22 protein-coding genes are annotated in these 18602 nt (G+C 65.3%); 4 read left to right on the forward strand and 18 right to left on the reverse strand.

Annotation, left to right across the window (positions count from 1 at the left end; all coding sequences use genetic code 11):
• The 10 genes from ACSQ23_RS00520 to ACSQ23_RS00565 form a co-directional block, all read right to left on the reverse strand.
• Positions 1 to 222: an acyl carrier protein gene (locus ACSQ23_RS00520; protein ID WP_055887749.1), complete on the reverse strand. Its 222-nt coding sequence runs from the start codon at positions 220 to 222 to the stop codon at positions 1 to 3.
• Positions 212 to 790 (reverse strand): GNAT family N-acetyltransferase, encoded by a 579-nt coding sequence (locus ACSQ23_RS00525; protein ID WP_436089376.1) that lies wholly within the window; start codon positions 788 to 790, stop codon positions 212 to 214. Before ACSQ23_RS00525 ends, ACSQ23_RS00520 begins: the two co-directional genes overlap by 11 nt.
• Positions 787 to 2178: a class I adenylate-forming enzyme family protein gene (locus ACSQ23_RS00530; RefSeq protein WP_055887756.1), complete on the reverse strand. Its 1392-nt coding sequence runs from the start codon at positions 2176 to 2178 to the stop codon at positions 787 to 789. The genes ACSQ23_RS00525 and ACSQ23_RS00530 overlap by 4 nt, the downstream gene beginning before the upstream one ends.
• On the reverse strand, positions 2175 to 3146 hold the full coding sequence (locus tag ACSQ23_RS00535) for a nucleotidyltransferase family protein (protein ID WP_436089377.1): 972 nt from the start codon (positions 3144 to 3146) through the stop codon (positions 2175 to 2177). Before ACSQ23_RS00535 ends, ACSQ23_RS00530 begins: the two co-directional genes overlap by 4 nt.
• Positions 3143 to 4138: a hypothetical protein gene (locus ACSQ23_RS00540; RefSeq protein ID WP_055887764.1), complete on the reverse strand. Its 996-nt coding sequence runs from the start codon at positions 4136 to 4138 to the stop codon at positions 3143 to 3145. The genes ACSQ23_RS00535 and ACSQ23_RS00540 overlap by 4 nt, the downstream gene beginning before the upstream one ends.
• Positions 4135 to 4608, reverse strand: a complete 474-nt coding sequence (locus ACSQ23_RS00545) for a lasso peptide biosynthesis B2 protein (RefSeq protein WP_436089378.1) — start codon at positions 4606 to 4608, stop codon at positions 4135 to 4137. Before ACSQ23_RS00545 ends, ACSQ23_RS00540 begins: the two co-directional genes overlap by 4 nt.
• The gene (locus ACSQ23_RS00550; protein WP_056002612.1) at positions 4598 to 4867 is read right to left on the reverse strand and encodes a PqqD family protein; all 270 of its coding nucleotides are present in this window, start codon (positions 4865 to 4867) and stop codon (positions 4598 to 4600) included. The genes ACSQ23_RS00545 and ACSQ23_RS00550 overlap by 11 nt, the downstream gene beginning before the upstream one ends.
• Before the next feature lie 60 nt (positions 4868 to 4927).
• Positions 4928 to 5017 carry a putative RiPP precursor gene (locus tag ACSQ23_RS00555; RefSeq protein ID WP_156384752.1) on the reverse strand — a complete coding sequence of 30 codons (90 nt, stop codon included), beginning with the start codon at positions 5015 to 5017 and terminating at the stop codon, positions 4928 to 4930.
• A 590-nt stretch (positions 5018 to 5607) separates the two neighbouring features.
• Positions 5608 to 5700 (reverse strand): putative RiPP precursor, encoded by a 93-nt coding sequence (locus tag ACSQ23_RS00560; RefSeq protein ID WP_156384753.1) that lies wholly within the window; start codon positions 5698 to 5700, stop codon positions 5608 to 5610.
• Positions 5701 to 6001: 301 nt separating this feature from the next.
• Positions 6002 to 6220: a hypothetical protein gene (locus ACSQ23_RS00565; protein WP_436089379.1), complete on the reverse strand. Its 219-nt coding sequence runs from the start codon at positions 6218 to 6220 to the stop codon at positions 6002 to 6004.
• Between the two features lie 183 nt (positions 6221 to 6403).
• On the opposite strand from ACSQ23_RS00565, the gene ACSQ23_RS00570 reads away from it, so the two are divergent.
• Both ACSQ23_RS00570 and ACSQ23_RS00575 read left to right on the forward strand, forming a co-directional pair.
• Positions 6404 to 7615 (forward strand): efflux RND transporter periplasmic adaptor subunit, encoded by a 1212-nt coding sequence (locus ACSQ23_RS00570; RefSeq protein ID WP_436089380.1) that lies wholly within the window; start codon positions 6404 to 6406, stop codon positions 7613 to 7615.
• A 10-nt stretch (positions 7616 to 7625) separates the two neighbouring features.
• Complete coding sequence (locus tag ACSQ23_RS00575) at positions 7626 to 9578, forward strand: MacB family efflux pump subunit (RefSeq protein WP_436089381.1); 1953 nt, start codon at positions 7626 to 7628, stop codon at positions 9576 to 9578.
• Between the two features lie 15 nt (positions 9579 to 9593).
• Here ACSQ23_RS00575 and ACSQ23_RS00580 read toward each other — a convergent pair whose 3' ends face one another.
• The 4 genes from ACSQ23_RS00580 to ACSQ23_RS00595 all read right to left on the reverse strand — a co-directional run bounded on the left by ACSQ23_RS00580 (position 9594) and on the right by ACSQ23_RS00595 (position 13931).
• Positions 9594 to 10295, reverse strand: a complete 702-nt coding sequence (locus ACSQ23_RS00580; RefSeq protein WP_436089382.1) for a methyltransferase family protein — start codon at positions 10293 to 10295, stop codon at positions 9594 to 9596.
• A gap of 315 nt (positions 10296 to 10610) precedes the next feature.
• The gene (locus ACSQ23_RS00585) at positions 10611 to 11624 is read right to left on the reverse strand and encodes an Hsp33 family molecular chaperone (protein ID WP_055887790.1); all 1014 of its coding nucleotides are present in this window, start codon (positions 11622 to 11624) and stop codon (positions 10611 to 10613) included.
• Between the two features lie 92 nt (positions 11625 to 11716).
• On the reverse strand, positions 11717 to 12652 hold the full coding sequence (gene argF / locus ACSQ23_RS00590; RefSeq protein ID WP_055887793.1) for an ornithine carbamoyltransferase: 936 nt from the start codon (positions 12650 to 12652) through the stop codon (positions 11717 to 11719).
• Positions 12653 to 12731: 79 nt separating this feature from the next.
• Positions 12732 to 13931 carry an aspartate aminotransferase family protein gene (locus ACSQ23_RS00595; RefSeq protein ID WP_436089383.1) on the reverse strand — a complete coding sequence of 400 codons (1200 nt, stop codon included), beginning with the start codon at positions 13929 to 13931 and terminating at the stop codon, positions 12732 to 12734.
• Positions 13932 to 14335: 404 nt separating this feature from the next.
• Here ACSQ23_RS00595 and ACSQ23_RS00600 point away from each other — a divergent pair, with 404 nt between their 5' ends.
• Positions 14336 to 14902 carry a GcrA family cell cycle regulator gene (locus tag ACSQ23_RS00600; protein WP_055887798.1) on the forward strand — a complete coding sequence of 189 codons (567 nt, stop codon included), beginning with the start codon at positions 14336 to 14338 and terminating at the stop codon, positions 14900 to 14902.
• An 83-nt stretch (positions 14903 to 14985) separates the two neighbouring features.
• Positions 14986 to 15546, forward strand: coding sequence for a DUF1697 domain-containing protein (locus ACSQ23_RS00605; protein ID WP_055887800.1), 561 nt, complete (start codon positions 14986 to 14988; stop codon positions 15544 to 15546).
• Between the two features lie 212 nt (positions 15547 to 15758).
• Here ACSQ23_RS00605 and ACSQ23_RS00610 read toward each other — a convergent pair whose 3' ends face one another.
• The 4 genes from ACSQ23_RS00610 to ACSQ23_RS00625 are packed head-to-tail and all read right to left on the reverse strand — an operon-like array spanning position 15759 to position 18554.
• Positions 15759 to 16127 (reverse strand): hypothetical protein, encoded by a 369-nt coding sequence (locus ACSQ23_RS00610; RefSeq protein ID WP_055887803.1) that lies wholly within the window; start codon positions 16125 to 16127, stop codon positions 15759 to 15761.
• Between the two features lie 55 nt (positions 16128 to 16182).
• On the reverse strand, positions 16183 to 16854 hold the full coding sequence (locus ACSQ23_RS00615) for a dienelactone hydrolase family protein (RefSeq protein WP_055887806.1): 672 nt from the start codon (positions 16852 to 16854) through the stop codon (positions 16183 to 16185).
• Positions 16855 to 16887: 33 nt separating this feature from the next.
• Positions 16888 to 17928, reverse strand: a complete 1041-nt coding sequence (locus ACSQ23_RS00620; RefSeq protein WP_055887809.1) for an aldo/keto reductase — start codon at positions 17926 to 17928, stop codon at positions 16888 to 16890.
• Positions 17913 to 18554 carry a ThuA domain-containing protein gene (locus ACSQ23_RS00625; RefSeq protein ID WP_055887811.1) on the reverse strand — a complete coding sequence of 214 codons (642 nt, stop codon included), beginning with the start codon at positions 18552 to 18554 and terminating at the stop codon, positions 17913 to 17915. The genes ACSQ23_RS00620 and ACSQ23_RS00625 overlap by 16 nt, the downstream gene beginning before the upstream one ends.
• Positions 18555 to 18602 lie beyond the last annotated feature (48 nt).

An 18602-nucleotide genomic window follows, 5' to 3' on the forward strand; every position in this document is an offset into this window, starting at 1 on the left:
CTAGCCGCCCAACAGTTCGGCGACGCGCCGGACTGAGGTGATCGAAGCGATCTGCTCGGCCGTCAGATTGCGGCCGAGCTCGTTCTCGATGCCGGCGACAATCGCCATATGGCCGAGGCTGTCCCAGGCGGCGACCGAGCTCATGTCGGCGCCGATGGCGATGGCGCCGGGGCAATTGAGCGCCTCGCCGACGATGACGCAGGCCCGCTCATCAAGGCTCATCGGGTGCCTCCCAGAACGGTCCGCGCATCCATTGATCGCGGAACATCTCGAAGTTGACGAAGTCGATGATCTCGCCCGTGACCGGATTCTGCTTCTGGCGGTGCCAGGTGCCGACATGCTCGAACCCAAGCCGGCGATAGCTGAAGATCGACGAGACGTTGCGGGAATCCACCACGCCATAGAAGCGCTCGATGCCACAATGGGCGAAGAAGTGGTTCATCAGTCGCGCGCGCACTTCGACCACGACGTTCTTGCCCCACCAGGTGCGATCGTGCACGGCGACGGTGCCGAAGGCCGAACGATAGCCCTGCAGCCGCACCATGTGCGCGCCGATCGGCGCCGCTTCGCCCTTGGGGATAATGGCGAAAGCGAAGCGGTTCTTGCTGCGAGGCAGCGGCCCGCGCAGCAACCAGTGCGGCAACGACCGCGGCTTGGTCGTCTGCATCAGCCCATTGAGGATGTCCGGGTCATACCGCCAGCTATTGGTGACGCGCAGGGTTTCGATCATCCCCATCGGCTTCAAAATGAAGCGCTCGGTTTCCAGCGGACCGATGACCAGCTTGCTCATTGGCGTTCGACCATGGCGCGGACGTCGGCGCGGACGATCTTGCCGCGATCGTTGCGCGGAATGGCGGCGACGGCGAACAGCTTCGAGGGCACCGCCTCGTCACGCGCGCGCGCCCGGCACCAGGCCTTCAGCGCTTCGGGATCGAACGCTGCTCCATCAGCGAGGACGATGGCCGCCGCCACCGCCTCACCGGCAATCGCATCGGGAATGCCGAAGGCGCAGGCCTCGGCAATGGCCTCATGCCGCTCCAGCAGCATGTCGATCTCCTCGGCCTGGATCTTGATGCCGCCGCGGTTGATCTCGGACTTGCTGCGCCCGACAAGGATCAGCTTGCCTTGCTCATCGAGCTCGCCGATATCGCCGGTGCGGAACCAACCGTCGACGAACGCCGCCTCGTCGAGATCGGGCCGCTGCCAGTAGCCCAGCATCATCGATGGGCTCTGCACCAGCACTTCGCCCCGCCCGTCGCCATCGATGGCAACGCTGCCGCCCCAGAGCCGGCCGACATAGCCGTCGCGCGCCTCGGCCTCATCGAGGCTGCCGCCGCCGATCCAGTTCGCCGTCTCGGTCATGCCGAACATGTTGAACACCCGGCCCGTGCCGCACCACTCGGCGATGGCCCGCCAGTGCTCGATCGAGAGCGGCGCCGAACCGACATGCACGCGCTCGAGCACCGGCCCGGGCCGGGCCGAGAGGCGCAGTGCGAGCTTCCAGAACGAGGGGACCGAACTCATGAAGCTGATGCGGTTCGACGTCAGGTAGCCGGCAAGGCCGGCAAGCTCGTTGAGCGCCGGACTGGGCCAGAGATGCACGCGGCCGCCAGCCAGCAACGGCGTCAGGACATTGCCGATGAGGCCGTGGCCGAAGAACACCGGCAGCACGCAGAGCGTTTCGCGCAGCACCTTGGGGCCGATCTCGGCGATGTTCAGCGCGGCGCGGGCGAACAGGCTCCGCACCGAATGCACGATGCCCTTGGGTCGGCCGGTGGTGCCCGAAGTCATCAGGATGAGCGCCGGATCATCGAGGCGCAACGGCACGGCTCCGGCGGTGCCCGATATTTCCATGCGCGGCCGCTGCGGCCCGAGCCATAGCGATGCACCGGTGGTCTCGAGCACGTTCTCGCATTCTTCCGGCCGAAGGCCCGGATTGACCGCCACCGCGACGAGTCCGATCTCCCAGCAGGCAAAGATGGCGATCAGGTAATCGACCGGATTGACCTCGGCCACCACCGCCCGAGCGCCGGGCGCTACCCCGTGGTGCGAGAGCTCGGCAGACTTCTCCTTCACCCGCCCCCGGATACCCTCGGCGTCAAGCGCCATGCCGGTCCGGACGTCGACGAGGGTCGCGGTGGCCGGAAGCATGCCGGTGAAGGAGAGATTGCCGATCATCCGGCGCCTCGCGGCACGATGCGCTGCAGGCCGCGGAAGCTGTGGCGGCGGACTTTCGAGAGGAAAGCCGTCGGCGCAGCCAGCACTGCCGCGCCATCGACAAGCCGCGTCGCGAGGCTGCTGGCGCTGCCGCCGGCGATGCGACCGGCAGCGGCGCCGGCCCCGGGGACCTCGAACAGCGCGGCGACCAGCTCAAGGCAGAGGCGCGCCTCGAGGCCCAGACCCAGCCGGCGCGCCATCTCCGGCAGCGCGGTCACCTCATCGGGCGTGAGATGGCGAAAGGCCTGCAGCACGTCGACCAGCAGGCGGAGCTGGTGGAACTTGTGGCCGAGCGCGGCATGGACCACTGCCACGAAGAACTGCGGCAGACCGGCGCTCGCGTTGCCCTGGCCACTGGCCATGAACTCGCCATAGCCGAAGCTGACGCGCCGGCGCAGGCCCTGATAGTGCACCAGGTTGCCGTGCACTTCGATCAGCAGTGCATCCATGTCGGGCTGGATCCACTTTTCTTCCTGATTCTGCTCGGTGTGATCGAGCAGCGGCTTGCGGAACAGCTGGTAGCCCAGCCCGGTCAGCAGCTCGCCGATCGGGGCGCGGGCCGAGGGCGCGACCATGATGTCGATATCGGTGAACGGACGATCTGACGGCGTCGGGTAGAGCTGGCGCGCGAAGACCGGGCCTTTGACGATCACCGCCTCGAGCTGCCTCTCGGCAATGTAGCGGTCGACCTTGGCGGCGATGCCGCGTAGGTGCATCGACAGGCCGACGAGCACCGTCAACTCGCTCTGCGCCACCCTGAGGTCGCCAGTGCTGTGCTGCGCCGCGAGCTTGCGGGTCACTACAGGCAGGACATTGTGATCGCGCGCCAGCTTGAGCAGCCGATCAACGGCGCCCGCCGGCACGGCGGCAGCGGTCGCCTCAGGGTCGGCCAGTCGGCAGAGCAGCTTGTCGAGCTCGGCCGCCATCATGCGATGATCTTCTGGATATTGAGCGCTGCCAGCATGACGGGCGCAAGATCGGTCGGATTGGACCCGGCAGATAGCCGATAGGTGGGCACGGCGCGCACCAGCTCGCCGAGCCGCTGGAACAGTTCGCGCTCGACCTGCGGTACTCCCGCGCGCGTGGAGCGCAGGTTGTCTGCAGCTGCGAGGGCAAGCACCTCGGCCTTGCTGGTTGGCGCGCAACGGCTCGCCGTCACGCCACTGCGTTCGAGCACGAAGACAGCGGCGATCTCGCGGGCGGCGATGCTCTCGACACTGACGGTGGTGCGAAGCGCCGACAGGGTCACCGGCCGCTCGTCCTCGACGCTCCAATCGCCGCTCAGCAGCGGCTGCACCCAGGGCAGCATCTCGGCGGTGCGGCGATGGACCTTGAGGCTTCGAGGCATGCCCCAGGCGGTCGGGCGATCGCCACTGACGTTGCACGCCATCGCATCATCGGAGCAAAGGCCTAGCCCGCCCGCTGCAAGAGCGAGGGTCGAGGTGGTCTTGCCGGCGCCGCTCTTGCCGAAAATCAGCGCTACGCGGCCATCCGGCAGGGTCAATCCCGCGGCGTGCACCAGAAACTGCTTTGCGGCGATGAGCGCCGCCTGCAGCGCAAGCTGCCCGCAAGTCATGACGATGCGCTCTTCGGCGCCCGGCGCCACGGTGATGGTGGCCTCTCGCGCCTTGTCGGAGAGAGTCAGCGAGATGACGCCGGGGAACACCAGGGTGCGCCCTTCCGGGCCCTGCCAGAAGCAGGCCTCGCCCTCGTCGAGGATCGGCCCTTCGTAGAGCGGATCGGTTCCCTCGGGCATCGATAGCGGTTCGCCGGAGATGATGGTCAGGCCATAGGCCAGCGGTGCGGTCGGCAGCGGACGCGAGCGGCCGGCAAAGATGCGGCCGTAGCAGTCGACCAGCACCGGCGAAATCGCGGACACCCGCAGGGATGCGCCCTGCAGATCGAAGAATTTCTGAATCATGCTCGGGCTCCCCGCGGGTCGTGATGGTCGAGCGCCGGAGCGGCGTGGACGTGGATCTGCACCTGGCCGGGAATGCTGGCGTTGATGACTTCGACACCGTCGAGCGTCACCCAGCAATGGGCGGAGAGGCGCGGCTTGCCGACCGATTTGGGGTCGACGGAGAAATGCAGTTTCGGATCATAGCCGCAGCGCCGGAGTGCGGCGAAGCCGACCAGCCCGGTCCGGAGGCAACGGTTGTTGCGCATCAGGATCGGCCATCGCGCCACACGGCCTACCCGTTTGGCAATATAGGGCACTGGAAATCGCGGCCAGGTATCGGGCTGAGCCGACGAAGCTTGTACCAGGATCCCGGAGAAGCTGCGGCCGGCGATACGAGCTGGAAGCGTCCGTGCGCTCAGCCACAGCCGCAGGCGAAACACCAGCCGATCGAGAGCTTGTGGAGCGGGCGCCTCGGCTGCCTCAGGCGGCATGCACGATGATGCCTTCTGAGATCAGTTCGGCAATCAGTTCGGGGAGGTCCTCAGCCAGCGTCGCCGGCTCGACTTCGAACTCGGCAGCCATGCGTTGGGCTACGTCCTCGACGTTGCGGACGCCATCCAGGTTCCGCAGGAAGCAAAGCGACGACTCGTTGCAGGTATAGAGTTGGCCGCTGCCGAGCAGCAGAATCACAGCCCCCTCGCCCACTGGTTCGAACGACACTTCGTCACCAAGGCGATACACTGCATCCATCTACGCACCACAGTCGAAAAACAGAACGGTCAGAGGCCGGAGAACCGGCCCCTGAACAGATCACATAGCACTCTTGCTGCTAGTCGCAGCGACAACTGCGGTCAGCCGCTGTTGCTTGGTGAGGGTCGGCTTGGAATAGATCTTCTTCATGGTCGTGCTCCCTGCCCGAAGGGCCTACCTCTCGCTCAGACCCAATCAAGGCGGCGGCGAGTTGCTCGGGATCGAGGCAGTGATCAAGCTCAGCCTCTGCTCTTTGACCAGCGTCGGCTTGATGTAGGTCTTCTTTTTCATATTCGCTCCCAACGGCCTGCTTACGAGGGCCACCGGGTAACGCTAGCATGACCGCGCCGAGGCCGAAACCCTCGTCACCGTGACATCCACCTATTGAGGCCGCGGAGATCAGGACTGTGTTCAGCCGCCAGCGATCGGGTCTTGCTGCCGGCGGCTAAGCCCGTGACCCGTTAAGCGTCTGCTGCCTGGCGAGCGCCGGCTTGGCATAGGTCTTCGTTCATGACCTCCAATGCCAGAAGCCAGTACAAATAGCAGAAGCCGCGGTGACGGAAGCCAGCGGTACAGCTGAGACGGATGGGCTTCAGCGCGACGTACTGGCGGCTGGCGCAGCAGTGACCAAAGTCAGCTTCTGCCCTTTGATGAGCGTCGGTTTGCTGTAGGTCGTCTTCATGGTCATCCCGAAATCCGAGTGCCGTGCGAACCCAGGCGATCTGGCCTGCCGGCTCGGATCAGCCTGGCTTGCTATTGCTGCTGACCGCCGCAGTGATCGCACTCAGCTTCTGCACCTTGACGAGAGCCGGCTTCGCATAGGTCTTCTTCATGTCACGTCCCCATCTACGCCCCAAGGCGGCAGCGTCAGGCTAACAGAACCAGCAAGACTTAGAAAACTTACTTCTTGCCTTTGTCACACGAAGGAAGGCCGGAGCGGGCCCCGGCCCCTCCAGATCACGTGGGGTTGTGCTTGCTGGTGACCGGCTCGGCGGTAATGGCTGTGAGCTTCTGCTGCTTGACGAGCACAGGCCTAGAATAGGTCTTCTTCATAATATGCCTCAAAAAATTCCCTGCTCGAACAGCAGGGTAGCGGCAAAATAGCAGAGTCGACGCAGCCCGCAACCGTTCGATCTAGGGTTTGCGGTAGAACATCACCCGTTGGGCGAGCTGGGTGCCGTCGAAGCGCGTTACTTCGGCGACCAGGTTGCCGAAATGGCCGTTCAGCATCAGGGGTTCGTCGGTCAGTTGACGCGCCGCCGACATCGGTTCAGGCGCCTCTACCGTCTGCGGCAGGCTGACGCTGGGTGGCCTGGCCCGGAAGTCGTAGAGCGTGACGGTATATCTGGGCATCGTCATTTCCATCGCCTGAATTCAGATTGCGATAGCCGACGATAGCGAAGCCTAGCTGACAGTTGGCTGAACCGACCCGACCTTGCGAAGAATTCACCCACCTTACCAAGCTCTAATGCGACGTCTTGACCGGTGCGCTCTACTTTAAGCGCAATGGGTATTTTGGGCTTCGAAGGTGCGGCAATGAAGCGGTGGTTGAAATGGATCGTCCTCGTGGTGCTGCTCGGCGCAGGTGGCGCTGGCTGGCTGGTGTTCAGCACGCCTGCCAAGGATGAGGTGCCACGCACAACGCCGGTGGCGCGCGGCACTATTGAGGAGACGGTGCTCGCGTCCGGGGTAATCCAGGCCAGTTCGCTGGTCAGCGTCGGCGCCGAAGTTTCGGGTCGGATCAAGACGCTCAATGTTCAACTCGGCGACGACGTGAAGGCCGGCGACGTGATCGCCGAAATCGACTCGCTGAACCAGCAGAACGCGGTGAAGGCGGCGCAGGCCTCGCTCGCCAATACCGAGGCGCAGAAGACCATCCAGACCGCCAACCTCGGACAAGCCAAGACCGCCCTGGACCGGGCCGAGAAGCTCAGCCCGCAAAAGCTGATCTCGGACGCCGACCTGCAGACGGCGCAACTGGCGGTGCAGACGGCCGAAGGCCAGTTGCAGGCGATCGAGGCGCAGATCCAGCAGGCCCAGATCAATGTCGAAGCGGCGGAGCTGAACCTCGACCGCACCAAGATCGTGGCCCCTTCCGACGGCACGGTGGTCGCCGTGTCGGTGGAGGTCGGGCAGTCGGTCAACGCCAACAATTCGTCGCCGACCATCGTCAAGCTCGCCAACCTCGACAAGATGGTGGTGAAGGCCGAGATCTCGGAGGCAGACGTGCCGCGGGTTGAACCGGGACAGCAGGTCTACTTCACCATCCTCGGTGACCCGGATACCCGCATCAACGCAACGCTCCGCGCGGTCGAGCCGGCGCCGGATTCGATCGCCTCGGACGACACCACATCGAGCTCATCGAGCACTGCAGTCTATTACAATGGTCTGTTCGACGTGGATAACCCCGGCCATAAGCTGCGCATCTCGATGACGGCGCAGGTGACGATCGTGCTGAAATCGGCCGATGACGTGCTGACGGTGCCCGCCTCGGTGCTGGGCCGCAAAGGCCGCGACGGCAGCTACACGCTTCAGGTGTGGGACCAGCAGAAGGAGGCGGCCGAGCCCAAGCAGGTCACCATCGGGCTCAACAACAACGTGACGGCGGAAGTGCTCTCGGGCCTCGACGAAGGCGATCTGGTGGTCAATGCCACGGCAGCCGCTCCGGCGGCCCGCAGCGGTAACGGCCAGGGCGCCAACCGGAACATCCTCGCCGGCCGCGGCCCGCCGGGCGGGTTCGGGCGCTGAGGCCGAGGCGATGACCGAACCGCTGATTTCCATCCGGCAACTGCGCCGGGAGTACCCGATCGGGGCCGAGAGCATCACGGTGCTCAGGGATATCGACCTCGACATCGCGGCCGGGGAGATGATCGCCATCATCGGCCAATCCGGCTCGGGCAAATCGACGCTGATGAACGTGCTGGGCTGCCTCGACAATGGCTGGACCGGCGAGTATCGGCTGGCCGGACGCGACATCGCGCGGCTCCAGCCCGATGAGCTGGCCGAACTGCGCCGCGAGCATTTCGGCTTCATCTTCCAGCGCTACCAGCTGCTGGCCGATCTCGATGCGCTCGAGAATGTCGAGGTGCCGGCGATCTATGCGGGCGCCCGGAAACAAGCGCGGCGGGAGCGGGCCCACCAGCTGCTGGAACGGCTGGGGCTGGGTGAGCGCCTGACGCACCGGCCGAACGCGCTGTCCGGCGGCCAGCAGCAGCGCGTCAGCGTGGCCCGGGCGCTGATCAATGGCGGCGAGATCATCCTCGCGGACGAGCCGACCGGAGCGCTCGATTCCAAGAGCGGCAAGGAGCTGATGGCGCTGCTCAAGGAGCTCAACGCCGAAGGCCACACCATCATCATCGTTACCCACGATCCGACCGTCGCGGCTGAGGCCGACCGGGTGGTGGAGCTGAGCGACGGCGTGATCGTCGCCGACCGGCGCAAGGATGAAACTGCCCCGCCAGTGCAGAAGGCCGCCGAGACGATCAGGCGGATCCCGCGCTGGCGCGAGGCGCTGGACCGGGTCGGCGAGGCGTTCCAGATGGCGCTCAGGGCGCTGTCGAGCCATCGGCTGCGCACCTTCCTCACCATGCTCGGCATCATCATCGGCATCGCCTCGGTGGTGTCAGTGGTGGCGCTGGGGCAAGGCAGCCAGCAGACGGTACTCGACCGGATCAGCTCGATCGGCACCAACACCATCAACGTCATGCCCGGCACCAGCGCTGCGGATCGGCGGCGCGATGCGATCCGCACGCTGGTGCCGGCGGATGCGGCAGCCATTGCGGCCGAGAAATACGCCGACAGCGTCACGCCGCAGGTGTCGAGCAGCGGCCAGGCGCGCTATCGCAATGTCAGCGCTGCGGCGCAAATCCAGGGCGTCGGCGCCGACTATTTCCGGGTGAACAACCGCAGCTTCGTCGAGGGCGCAGCTTTCGATGCGACGAGCACCAGTGCGCTGGCCCAGGTGGCGGTGATCGACACCACGGCGCGCGACACGCTGTTCACCAATGGCGAAGATGCGGTCGGGCAAGTGGTGCTGGTCGGCAATGTGCCGCTGAGGATCATCGGCGTGGTCGCGGCGAGCACCAATAATTTCGGCCCGCAGTCGAGTTCGATCAGCATCTGGATGCCCTACACCACGGCGATGTCGCGGATCCTGGGGCAGAGCTGGCTCTCGAGCATCACCGTCCGCATCGCCGACAGCGCCGATGTTACCGAGGCACAGGCGGAGATCCAGGCGCTGCTCGAGCAACGGCACGGCACGGTGGATTTCAGCCTGCAGAACACCGACACGATCCGCGAGACCATCCAGTCGACCTCGCAGACCCTGACGCTGCTGATCTCGGCGATCGCGGTGATCTCACTGATCGTCGGCGGCATCGGCGTGATGAACATCATGCTGGTGTCGGTGCGCGAGCGGACCCGGGAGATCGGGGTGCGCATGGCGGTCGGAGCACGGCAGGGCGATATCCTGCAGCAGTTCCTGATTGAGGCGGTGCTGGTCTGCCTGATCGGCGGCACGGTGGGCGTTCTGCTGTCACTGGGGATCGGTTTCGGCGTCGAGAAACTGGTGAGCGGGCTCAGCTTCATCTACTCGCCGACGACAATCATCGCAGCGTTCGTCTCGTCGAGCCTGATCGGCGTGCTGTTCGGCTTCATGCCGGCGCGTTCGGCAGCGCGGCTCGATCCGGTGGTGGCGCTGGCCAGCGAGTGAGGCGGTGGCCTGGAGTTACCAGACGCCCGGAATCCAGCGGAAACGGACCCGCTGCATGTAGCCGGAGTAACCCTCTAGCTCCTCGCTGAGAGTTGCTTCCTCGGCGAGGGTGCGCAGCGCCAGGGCAACGGCACAGATGGCGGCTGGGATGACCGCCACGAGCGAGGCCAGCGCCAGCGCCGTGCCGATGCCGAGCGCCACGCCACCGATATAGCCGGGATGGCGGATCGTGGCGTAGGGGCCGGCATCGATGACCTTGTGCCCCCGATCGGTCTGGATGCGGACCGTGAGTTCGAAGTGCCGGTTGACGCCCTGCGCCCAGGCGGTGAGGCAGAAGCCGGCGGCAAAGATCACATAGCCAAGCCAGACCACCCCATCGGGCAGTTGCGACCAGCCGAAGCGATAGTCGAGCCCGGCCACCGGCAGGATGGCTGCCATCGAGGTGAGGGTCACGGCGACGAAGGCGAGGTCCCATGACTTGCCGCCAGCCTGGGGCTTGCGCCGGATGGCGAACAGTTCAGGATCGACCCGCCAGATGTAGACGATCGCCACGAGGATCGCGGCGACGAAGATCGCGAGGTACCACCAGGCCCGGGGCCACTCGAGCGTGCCCGCGGGCAGGAACAGCAGCACGGCCATGACCAGCAGGGTCACCGCGAGCGAGCCGAGCGCGCGGTACTCGTCGGAGCCGAACCGGGGATGTGTGGCGTCGGACATGGGAGGCCTCCGCTGACAAGGGGATTTTACTCCCGTTGTGGAGGCGGAGTCACGTGCGAGTGTGGTTCAGCCGGCGAGCTCTTGAGTACCGCCGAAGCCAGCAGTCGGCGGCCCTCTCCCGCTTGCGGGGGAGGGGGGACCAGCCGAAAGGCTGGTGGGAGGGGGGTGCCACAAACACTAGCCTCTGCCCAGTCCGCTTACGATCGGTGCGTCGGCTCCCCCCTCCCACCACGCTTTCGCGTGGTCCCCCCTCCCCCGCAAGCGGGAGAGGGAATCCCGACTGCACGCTCGGGGGGCGGTTGGGTAGGGGCAGTCCTAATGCTGGTGCGGGTGCTGCTCGTCGAACTCGTGCGGCTTGAAGTGATAGTCGGCCGAGCAGAACTCGCAGACCACCTCGATCTCACCGTCGACCACCATCTCCTGGCGTTCCTCGGCCGAGAAATTGTCGCGCAGCATCGCCTCGATCCGTTCGGCCGAGCAGGTGCAGCGCTCCTCGAGCGCGATCGGCTCGAAGACGCGGACGCCGGTCTCGTGGAACAGCCGGAACAACAGCCGCTCGGCAGAGACGTCGGGGTCGGCCAGCTCGTCGTCGCCGACGGTCGACAGCAGCGCCCGGGTGGTCGTCCACTTGTCGTCTTCGACGAAATCCGGGTCGACCATCTCAGGGTTGTCGAAATCGCCGTCGCCCGGCAGGTCCGGCATCACCGACTGGCCGTGCGGCGGCAGGAACTGCACCAGCGCGCCACCGGCCCGCCATTGCGGGCCACCGGCGCCGCGCACCGAATGCTCGGCGACGGCGAGGCGCACCAGGGTCGGAATCTGCTCGGACTGCTGGAAGTAGGCATGCGCCACATCCTCGAGCGTACCGCCCTCGAGCGCCACGATACCCTGATAGCGCTCCATATGGACGCCCTGGTCGACGGTCATGGCAAGGTGACCCTTGCCGAGCAGTTGCCCCGGCTTGGTCTCGCCGCGCTCGATCGCCATCATCACCGCGTCGGCATCGAAGCGGGCATAGCCGCGCAGGCCATCCGGCGCATCGAGGTCGACGACGATCAGGTTCACCGGCCCATCGGTCTGGGTCTGCATGATGAAGCGGCCCTCGAACTTCAGCGAGGAGCCGATCAGCGAGGCCAGCACCACGGCTTCGCCGAGCAGGCGCGCCACCGGAGCGGGGTAGTTGTGGCGGGTGAGGATCGCATCGAGCGCCGGCCCAAGGCGAACCACACGGCCACGGCTGTCGAGCCCATCGAGGGTGAAGGGCACCACGACATCATCGCCCGACTCCGGGCGATCGAGGCCATAGGTGCTGAGCTCAGTCTGAGTCATCCATAATCCAATCTCGCGGAAGCGACCCCGCTCCGCTATCGGATCGAGGTCCCGCGCTGGTTCGTGTCGCGCATAATAGTATCGCAGAACGACTAGATGTTCTGCCGGTCTTGGCCCAGTGCCCAGCACAGGATCGCCTTCTGGGCGTGAAGCCGGTTTTCGGCTTCATCAAAGACCACCGATTGCGGCCCGTCTATGACCTCGTCGGTCACCTCGTCGCCGCGATGGGCCGGAAGGCAGTGCATGAACAGCGCGTCCTTTTCGGCCAAGCCCATCAATTGGGTATTCACCTGGTAGGGTTTCAAGGCCCGGCGACGCTCGGCGGCATCGGTATCGCCCATCGACACCCAGGTGTCGGTGATGACGAGGTCGGCGCCGCGCACCGCTTCCTCGGGATCCTCGATCAGCCGGACGGCCGGACCGGCCTTCTTGATGTCGGCAAGCAGGTCCTTTTCCGGGGCATATTCCTCCGGAACCGCGATGGTGAGCTCGGCGCCGAACAGCTCGGCGGCGTTCACCCAGCTGGCCAGCACATTGTTGCTGTCGCCGACCCAGGCCACCTTGGCGCCCTTGATGTTCCCGCGGTGCTCTTCGAAGGTCATGACGTCGGCCATCACCTGGCAGGGATGAGCACGGCGGGTCAGGCCGTTGATCACCGGCACGGTGGCGGCCTCGGCCAGGTCGAGCAGATCCTGATGGGTGAGGATGCGGATCATGATCGCATCGACATAGCGCGACATCACCTTGGCGGTGTCGGCGAGGGTTTCCTCACGGGACAGCTGCATTTCCTGGCCGGTGAGGAAGATGGTCTCGCCGCCGAGCTGGCGCATGCCGACATCGAAGCTGACGCGGGTGCGGGTGGATTGGCGCTCGAAGATCATCGCCAGCACCTTGTCCTTGAGGAGCAGCGGTCGATCGCCCTTTTTCAGTCGGTCCTTGAGTTCGACGGCCTGGTTGAGCATGCCGCGCAGCGTCGTGGCATCGAAATCGTCGAGATTGAGGAAGTGCCTAGGTGGGGTAGCGGTCATTTTGGGACCTCTCCTTTTCGGAACGCGCCGAGCGGGAGCTGCTGTCTCCCGCCCTTCAGATCGCGTGCCGTGAATGGGATCAGGCAGTTGCCGCCTTGCTGGGGGCTTCGGCCTCGATGGCCTCGAAGACGGCCGCGAGCTTGCCTACGGCCTCCTCGATATCGGCTTCAGTCACCACCAGCGGCGGCAACAGGCGCAGCACGTTCTCATTGGCGGTCATGGCCAGCATGTGATGCTCGTCACGCAGCCGCGCTGCCACGTCGCGCACTGGCGAGGCGATGCGGATGCCGGCGAGCAGGCCCTTGCCGCGCAGCTCGAGCACCTGGCTCGGGAAGCGCTGCGCCAGCTGCTGCAGGTGCCAGTTGAGCCGCTGGCCCATCTTGTCGACATGATCGAAGAAGCCGGGCGCCAGCATGCGGTCGAGCACCGCATTGCCCATGGCCGAGGCCAGTGGGTTGCCGCCATAGGTCGAGCCATGCGTGCCGGGGATCATCGAGTTGGCCACCTCGCCCTTGGCGAGGCAGGCGCCGAGCGGGAAGCCGGCGCCGATGCCCTTGGCGACGGCCATGATGTCGGGCTCGATGCCGCTCCACTCATAGGCAAAGAACTTGCCGGTGCGGCCGTAACCGCACTGCACTTCATCGAGGATCAGCAGCATGCCGTGCTTGTCGCAGAGGGCGCGCAGGCCCCGCATGTACTCGGCGGTCATGGCGGTGACGCCGCCCTCGCCCTGTACCGGTTCGATAAGGATGGCGCAGGTTTTGGGAGTAATCGCGGCCTCGACGGCCTTCAGGTCGCCGGGCGCCAGATGCTTGAAGCCTTCAAGCGCCGGGCCAAAACCTTCGAGATAGTGCTCGTTGCCGGAGGCGGCGATCATGCCCATGGTGCGGCCATGGAAGGAGCCGGTGAAGGCGATGATCTCGTAGCGGTCCGTCTCACCCTTGGCCCAGAAATAGCGCCGGGCGGTCTTGACCGCGCACTCCACCGCCTCGGTACCCGAGTTGGTGAAGAAGCACGCGTCGGCGAAGGTGTTCTCGACCAGCCGCTGGCCGAGCCGCTCCTGCTCGGGAATGGTGAAGGTGTTGGCCGTGTGCCAGACCTTCTCGGCCGCCGCCTTCAGCGCCGCCACCATGTGCGGGTCGCCGTGGCCCAGCGCATTGACCGCCACGCCGGCGTGGAAATCGAGGTAGGGCGTGCCGTCCTGCGCGAACAATCGCACGCCCTCGCCCCGCTCAAAAGCGAGGTCGGACCGGGCATACGTACCGTACAGCGCAGACATCTTCGCACCCCTTTCATGGGCAGGCTCAGGGACTTTGCCGGGACTGTTGCAAAAGCCCCACAAAAACCAAAAACGCGCTGCGAAAATGCGGCGCGTTGCAGGCTCTCCATATGCCTTTGTGGAGTACTTAAGTCAACGGAAACGGGGCTTGCCACCCTCAAGTGCCTGATTTGAAGCGGCTTCCGACGACGGCCAAATTGCAGACGCTTTTTCCCCGTGTAAAACGGCGGCGACTCTTGCACCGGATTCCGCGACCCGTGTAGTATCAAGGCATTGGGACACGATATCTCGTGTGGCGGACCCATCAGACCTACGATGCGTAGCGTATCGGGCTGTTGCTGAGGCAACGGCACGGCTGAGGAGTCTGTCAGAGTCCTGAATGGCGGTTTAGGAGCGGATAGTTGATGGGCTGGACTGAAGAACGCGTCGAGCTGCTCAAGAAACTTTGGCTTGAGGGGCTGAGCGCCAGTCAGATCGCGGGCGTATTGGGCGAAGGCGTTACCCGTAATGCGGTGATCGGCAAGGTGCATCGGCTGAAGCTCTCGGGCCGTGCCAAACCGGCGACGTCGACCCCGCGGGTGCGCAGCGCACCGCGCCCGGCTGCCCGTCGCGTCTCGTCGCCTGCCAGCACCTCGCGTTCGAGCGGGCTGGGCACGGTGATGAAGACCCGCAACTCGATGAATGTCGGGGGCGGCGGCGGTGGCGGTGCCATTCACGGCGCGACGGCGCTGAAGATGGAAGAGGAATTCGCGGTCGAGATGGAGATGGCGCCGCAGGCGGCCGAACTCTTCATTCCGGTGGAACAGCGGCTGACCCTGCTGCAGCTCAGCGAACACACCTGTAAGTGGCCGATCGGCGATCCGCTGACCCCGGACTTCTACTTCTGCGGCCAGCACTCGAACGAGGGCAAGCCTTACTGCGAGTTCCACTCGCGCCGGGCCTACCACCAGATCGACAAGAAGAAGCGCTGAGCATCGCTTGAGGTTTCACCAAAAGGCCGGGAGCAATCCCGGCCTTTGTCGTTTGTAGCGTCTGAGCGAAGCGGGAGGACAGCATGGCGACAACGACGTACCTGGCGCTGCTGCGCGGCATCAATGTCGGCGGCAAGAACAAGGTGCCGATGGCGGGGTTGAAGAAACTGCTGGAGGAGATCGGGCTCGAGGATGTCTCGACCTACATCGCCTCAGGCAACGCCATGTTCCGCTCGCAACTCACGGCCTCGAGCATCGCCCGAAAGATCGAGGACGGGCTGACCTCGGCGTTCAAGCTGGATGACGAGCTGGTCAAAGTGCTGGTGCTCAGCCACGACCAGATAAAGGCGATTGTCGACAAACGCCCCAAAGGGTTCGGCGACACGCCCGACAAATATCACAGCGATGCGGTGTTCCTGATGGACATCGACCGCGACGAGGCCTTTGCTCTGTTCAAGCCGCGCGATGGCGTCGACCAGGTGTGGCCCGGCGAGGGCATGATCTACTCGCAGCGGCTCAGCGCCGAGCGGACCAAGAGCCGGCTCAGCAAGATCATGGAGTCCCCGCTCTATAAATCGATGACCATCCGCAGCTGGCAGACGACGCAGAAACTGCTGGAGCTGCTGGAGGCGATGAAGCAGTAGTCGAGCCAGTCTGGAACCTCAACCGCCCCACCCCGCCTGCCGCCCCACCCCCTCCCATCCTCCCCCATCAAGGGGGAGGTGCCGTTCAGTGTGTGAGGCACGATCCAATCCACACACCGGCCCCCACCTCCCCCTCGATGGGGGAGGCAAGCGCAGCTTGTGAGCGCAAGCGAACTAGCGAAGCTCGGAGGGGGTGGTGCCACCCCCTCGAACTAGCGCGCTGCCCCCTCACCTCCAAGGTAGGCCACCGCCGCCGCGAGCACCTCATGCACGTCCTGCCGGCTGCCATCCGGACCAATGATCCGCAGGCGCTGCACGGTGTGGCCGTTGTAGAGGCTGACCATGAAATCCTCGACGCCGAGCTTGCCGTAGTCGACAAGCGGCACTTCGACGGCTTCGGTGACGAGCTGGGCGCGGCCGGCGACCACCTCGAAGATGGTGGCGAGCGCCGGGTGGGCGCCGGCCAAGCCGGAGCGAAATTCCAGCACATCGGCCGCCGGCTCGGCGCGGGAGCTGAAGACCCGGTCGGCGTAGGCATCGACGAGATGGGCCGCGAGCATCGCCTTCCGGCGCGACAGCATGGCCTTCTTGGCGTCGGCCGCTGCCTCCTTGAGATAGGCGAGGTGACGGGCGAGGTCAGAGGTGCTTATGGAAGAACTCCAGCGAGCGCACCGAGGCCTTGGTGCACGAGGCTTCGTCGAACTTTTCCGGCCGGTCGCTGTTACAGAAGCCGTGGTCACCGCTGTAGACGTAGATGTCGGCTTCGGGGTGGCGGGCCTTCAACTGCTCGACCTGCTCGAGCGGGATGCCCTGGTCCTTGTCGCCGTAATGCATCTCGATCGGCACCTTGGGTGTCAGCTCGATATAGTTCGGCACGCCACCGCCATAGTAGCCGGAAGCAGCGCTGAGGCCCTCAAGCTTGCTGGCGGCGATCCAGCTGACGCGGCCGCCGAAGCAGTAGCCGGTGATGCCCACCTTGCCGGCTTCGGAAGCGGCCGCGATGGCGGCTTCGATGTCGGTCATGGCACTATCCATCGAGAACTTCTTCATCAGCTCGCCGACCAGCGGAAAGTGGTCGGCGCCATAGTTCTCGCTCTCGAAGCCATACTCGGCGCGGTCGAACATCGCCGGAGCGATGGTGAGGTAGCCGTGGCGGGCCCAGCGGTCGGCAACACTGCGGATCCAGTTGCTGAGGCCCCAGACCTCCTGGATCAGCACCACGCCGCCACGCGGCTTGCCTTCCGGGGCGGCGCGGTAGGCGTTGAGGACGAAGCCATCGGCAGCGGTGAGTTTGATGCGTTCGCCCATGGGGCCTCCGGGGGTTGGACGTTGAAGCCTATCTTACGCCAGGACCGGGGTAACGGGGCCAGGCGCTTTCGGATGCAGCAGGCCCGCCTCGCGGAGCTCGGCCCAGAGCGCGTCGGGAATGGGCTTGCGGTAGCCGGCGAGATTGTCGTTGAACTCGGCAACATTGGAGAAGCCGGGGATGATGGCGGTGATCGCCTCATGGCCGAGCGGGAAGTTGAGGGCAGCGCGGATCAGCGTGGTGCCGTGCTTGCTGCACAACTCCTCGATGCGGCGGGTCTTCTCGATCATCTCGGGGCTCGCCTGCGCATAGTCATAAATCGCGTTGGGAACCGGACCCGTGGCGAGGATACCGCTGTTGAGCGGGGCGCCGTCGACAATCGCCACGCCTTCGCGCTTCACCCGCGGCAGCAGGGTGTCGATCACCTGCTGGTCGAGCAGGGTGTAGCGATTGGCGAGCAGGAAGATATCGAAGCGGGCATGGTTCATCAGCTCATCGATGATCTGCCACTCGTTGACCCCCGCCCCGATGGCCTGCACCGCCCCCGAGGCCCGCAGCTCTTCGAGCGCACGGATACCGCCGCCTTCGAGTGCCTGCTTCATGGTCTCGGCATGGCGCTCGCGCTGGCTGAAGGCGCCGATATCGTGGAGGAACAGGATGTCGATGCTCTCGAGCCCCAGCCGCTGCAGCGAGTTGTCGTAGCTCCGCATCACCCCGTCATAGGTGAAATCGAACTTCGGCCGGAACGGCAGGGCGCGTGGATCGCCGTGACGCTCCATCGAAAAGGCGCGGTCGGGGACCAGCAACCGGCCGACCTTGGTCGAAAGCACATAGCTATCCCGCGGCTTATCGCGCAGGAAATCGCCAATCCGACGCTCCGACAGGCCGGCGCCGTAGAACGGGGCGGTGTCGAAATAGCGGATACCGGCATCCCAGGCGGCCTCAAGCACTTCGCGGGCCCCGGCATCGGTCGGTGCCCGCCGGAGGTCGCCGAGCGGCGCGCCGCCGAAGCCGATGCGGCTGATCTCGAGGCCGGTCGCGCCGACCGGACGGGAGGGGATCAGCGGGCCGCCCATAGCAGCCCCCGGTGCAGGATGGTCTTGATCTCGGGCTTGTCTAGCTCGGCCGGCTTGTGGCCGAGCGCCGTGTAAAAGACGCGACCGCGGCCATAAGCGGACTTGTAGACTACCGGCATCTCGGCGCCCTTCTTCCAGAAGGCGTGCTCGCCCGAGAAAGTGGTGGTGGCGAGCACCTCAACGGTGGGGTCGACATGCATGTAGTACTGCTCCGAGGTGTGCTCGAAGCTCTTGATGCCCGCCATGATCGGGTCGTCCGTCACCTTGGGGTCGACCTGGTAGCTGATGATATCGCCCGGGTGGGTGGCGAAGGTGCAGCCGCCGAGAAAGCGGATCCGTGCATTGCCCTGGAAGCTGGTGGCGAGGCCGTGGTGGAAAGCAGCAAGGCCGGTCCCGGCTTCGACGGCGGCGCAGAAGCGGATGGAGTTCTCGCGGTCGAGCTCGCCGCCGGTGATCTGCGGCACGATCAGGTCGTAGGAGCCGACACTTTCGCCACCGAGCGCCGTGTAGTCGCCGGTGACATCGACCTCAAAACCCTCGCCCTCGAGGATTTCGCGCACGATATGCGCGCCTTTTTCGGGCTCGTGCAGCTCGAGCCCGCCCCATACGACCAATGCTGTCTTCATAGTCCGCTTCCCTCGCCGCTGACCGGCGGGAGACCTGAACAAAAGCAG

The organism is Devosia sp. LjRoot16 (assembly GCF_964252795.1).
Lineage (GTDB): Bacteria > Pseudomonadota > Alphaproteobacteria > Rhizobiales > Devosiaceae > Devosia_A.